The organism is Candidatus Symbiopectobacterium sp. (assembly GCF_020054415.1).
GTDB lineage: Bacteria > Pseudomonadota > Gammaproteobacteria > Enterobacterales > Enterobacteriaceae > Symbiopectobacterium.
Window position 1 is genome coordinate 1 of record NZ_JAHWCO010000492.1, and the last position, 2,727, is coordinate 2,727.

A 2,727-nucleotide genomic window follows, 5' to 3' on the forward strand; every position below is an offset into this window, starting at 1 on the left:
GCGCTGCTTGAGGGCCTTGTTATAAGAGGGCCAGTTGGTGATTTTAAAATTTTGTTTTGCCATGGAGACCTGATTTTGAAACAACTGTGGTGATCTGCTCCGATGATTACCCAAAAGTTCTATTTATTCAACAAAGCCGGTAGAAGCTGATGACGGGGGCGGACTGACACCGGCAGGTCTGACAGAACCCATTACTCCATTTATTAGTTGCATGCAGGGTACCAACAGCAAGGCTCACTGTCGCTGTGCTGCGCTGGAAGGTGAGATCGGTCAGGCAGTCAGTTGCAACATCTATTCACAGCGCCCCTCTCCATGCCGTGAGTTTTTACGCTCCGGAGAGAACGGGGAGGAAAATGATGCCTGCAATCGTGCCAGAGCCCGCTATGGCTTGCCCCCGCTGTAACCTGCCGAATAAAATTGCAGCGAATACCCTTTTCAGACGTGCAGCAAGGTGCAACCTTTTGAGGTAACAGGTTACAATGTGGATTATTGGGCGCGGTGACGCGTCGTTTTCACTGTTGAATAGCCAAGGAGCCTTCATGTCTATCACGGCCGGTACCCTCTACCGTGACACTATGAATTTTACGCGTAACCAACTTATCGGCCTGTTGTTGCTGTCATTGCTCACGGCGGTCATTACTGTCATGTTAAATCAAGTATTGATACCGGCACCTGAACAGTTACAGCTATTGAGTAATGTCAGCGGCGATCTCTCCAGCACCGGTCAGTTAGGGTTGCATGACCTGATTCAACAAATGACGCCCGAGCAGCAGATGGTGCTGCTCAAAGTTTCCGCTGCCAGCACCTTTGCAGCACTGGTCGGCAATGCCTTGCTGACTGGCGGTGTGCTGACGCTGGTAAGGCAGGTTTCTGCCGGACAACCCACCAGTGCGCTGCGCGCGATTGGTGGTTCCGCTCCGTTGCTGCCACGGCTGTTCTTTTTGATTCTGGTGTGTACCATTTTGGTGCAACTGGGCATGCTGCTGTTAATTGTGCCGGGGGTGTTGCTGGCCATAGCAGTGAGTGTGTCACCGGTGATCGCAGCGGTTGAGAATAAAGTCGTTTTCGCCTCCATCCGCCTCAGCGCAAAGCTCGCTTATAGCAATCTGAAGCTGGTTGCCCCCGCCGTACTTTTTTGGTTATTGGCTAAAGTTGCCCTACTGATGCTGGTTGCGCGTTTGCCGCTGGCATCGCCGACCACCATGGCAATTCTGATGAACGGGGTAAGCAACCTGATCTCTGCCATCTTTTTGATCTATCTTTTCCGTCTGTATATGTTGCTACGTCAATAATGCGCAAACATGCCGTCTGCGGGCGGCATGTTTGATTAACAGAAAAGTAATGTTCTGCAAATTCTTACGATAAAACAGGAAGCGGATGGCGCAATCAAGGATAATGACAATCAGCAGCAGACGCTCGCCTACGGGTGAATGTAGTTAATCTTTGGCACCTCGCGTTGTAATAGGTCGATATAATGAAGCAACTTATTGATTTCTTGCCTTTAGTTATTTTTTTCGTCGTATACAAATTGCACGATATCTTTTGTGCAACCGGTGCGCTGATCGCTGCCACACTCGCTGCGCTCCTCTACAGCTGGTACAAATTCCGCAAGGTAGAAAAAACCATGCTGGTCACCGTGGTGTTGGTGGCGGTGTTCGGCGGGCTGACTATCTATTTTCATAACCCCGAATTCATCAAATGGAAAGTGACGATCATTTATGCGTTGTTTGCCGGTGCGTTACTGATCGGTCAGTGGTTTTTCAACAACTCGCTGATTCAGAGCATGTTGGGCAAAGAGATTACGCTGCCGCAACCGGTTTGGCGTAAGCTGAATAGCGCCTGGGCGCTGTTCTTCATTGCCTGCGGACTGCTCAATATCTATGTTGCGTTCTGGTTGTCAGAAGGTCTGTGGATGAACTTCAAGGTATTCGGGCTGACAGGGCTCACCTTGTTGTTTACACTGGCCTGTGGCGTTTACATCTATCGCCATCTGCCGCCTGAGCAGAATAATAACGAAAGCAAACAGTAATCCTTTAAACGTTAACCTGAGACGACGATGAGTACTACTCAAACTGCACCTCACGGTGAGCTTGTTCTGCGTACGCTGGCTATGCCCGCTGATACTAATGCCAATGGCGATATCTTTGGTGGTTGGCTAATGTCGCAAATGGACATTGGCGGTGCCATCATGGCGAAAGAGATTGCCGAAGGGCGCGTTGTCACGGTGCGCGTTGACGGCATGAGCTTCCTCAAACCTGTCGCCGTCGGTGATGTGGTTTGCTGCTATGCACGCTGTCTGCGCACCGGGCGCAGTTCATTGGATATCAATGTGGAAGTGTGGGTGAAGAAGGTTTCTACTGCCCCCATCGGGCAACGTTACCGCGCAACTCAGGCGCTTTTCACCTACGTTGCAGTGGATGAAACGGGTCACCCCTGCGAATTACCGGCCGGGAAAAGCCACTTTACCGCCCCCGACCCGGCCCAGGAACACCCCTGACCGCCCATTAACGTCACGGGCCTTGGACAAAAAAGAACCGCAATTGCGGTTCTTTTTTTATTGATGTGCAGCGGAGGATTTATTCGGTCGTGTATTCAATATGTTGATTGCAGTGTGAAATATCCGGTTTTGGATGTGGAATACAGTGGCTAAAGTTGATGTAAGATGCCCGTTTTGTGAACAGACATCTCCTGTGAAAAAACACGGTTATGGAAAAAGTGGCCATCAGC

Annotated in this window: 4 protein-coding genes and 1 pseudogene; all 5 read left to right on the top strand. The window is 50.3% G+C overall.

The window, feature by feature from the left end; translation table 11 throughout:
* Nucleotides 1–142 precede the first annotated feature (142 nt).
* A pseudogene (locus QZ506_RS14380) lies at nucleotides 143–403 on the top strand (YkgJ family cysteine cluster protein); the annotation flags it as partial.
* A gap of 136 nt (nucleotides 404–539) precedes the next feature.
* Nucleotides 540–1,292: a YciC family protein gene (locus QZ506_RS14385; RefSeq protein WP_291971946.1), complete on the top strand. Its 753-nt coding sequence runs from the start codon at nucleotides 540–542 to the stop codon at nucleotides 1,290–1,292.
* 182 nt (nucleotides 1,293–1,474) lie between these two features.
* Nucleotides 1,475–2,029 (top strand): septation protein A, encoded by a 555-nt coding sequence (locus QZ506_RS14390; RefSeq protein WP_291971948.1) that lies wholly within the window; start codon nucleotides 1,475–1,477, stop codon nucleotides 2,027–2,029.
* Between the two features lie 27 nt (nucleotides 2,030–2,056).
* Entirely contained in the window at nucleotides 2,057–2,497 is a 441-nt protein-coding gene (yciA, locus tag QZ506_RS14395; protein ID WP_291971950.1) for an acyl-CoA thioester hydrolase YciA, read from the top strand.
* Nucleotides 2,498–2,642: 145 nt separating this feature from the next.
* Nucleotides 2,643–2,727: IS1 family transposase (locus tag QZ506_RS14400; protein WP_367273008.1), on the top strand; the 85-nt coding region annotated here is incomplete at its 3' end.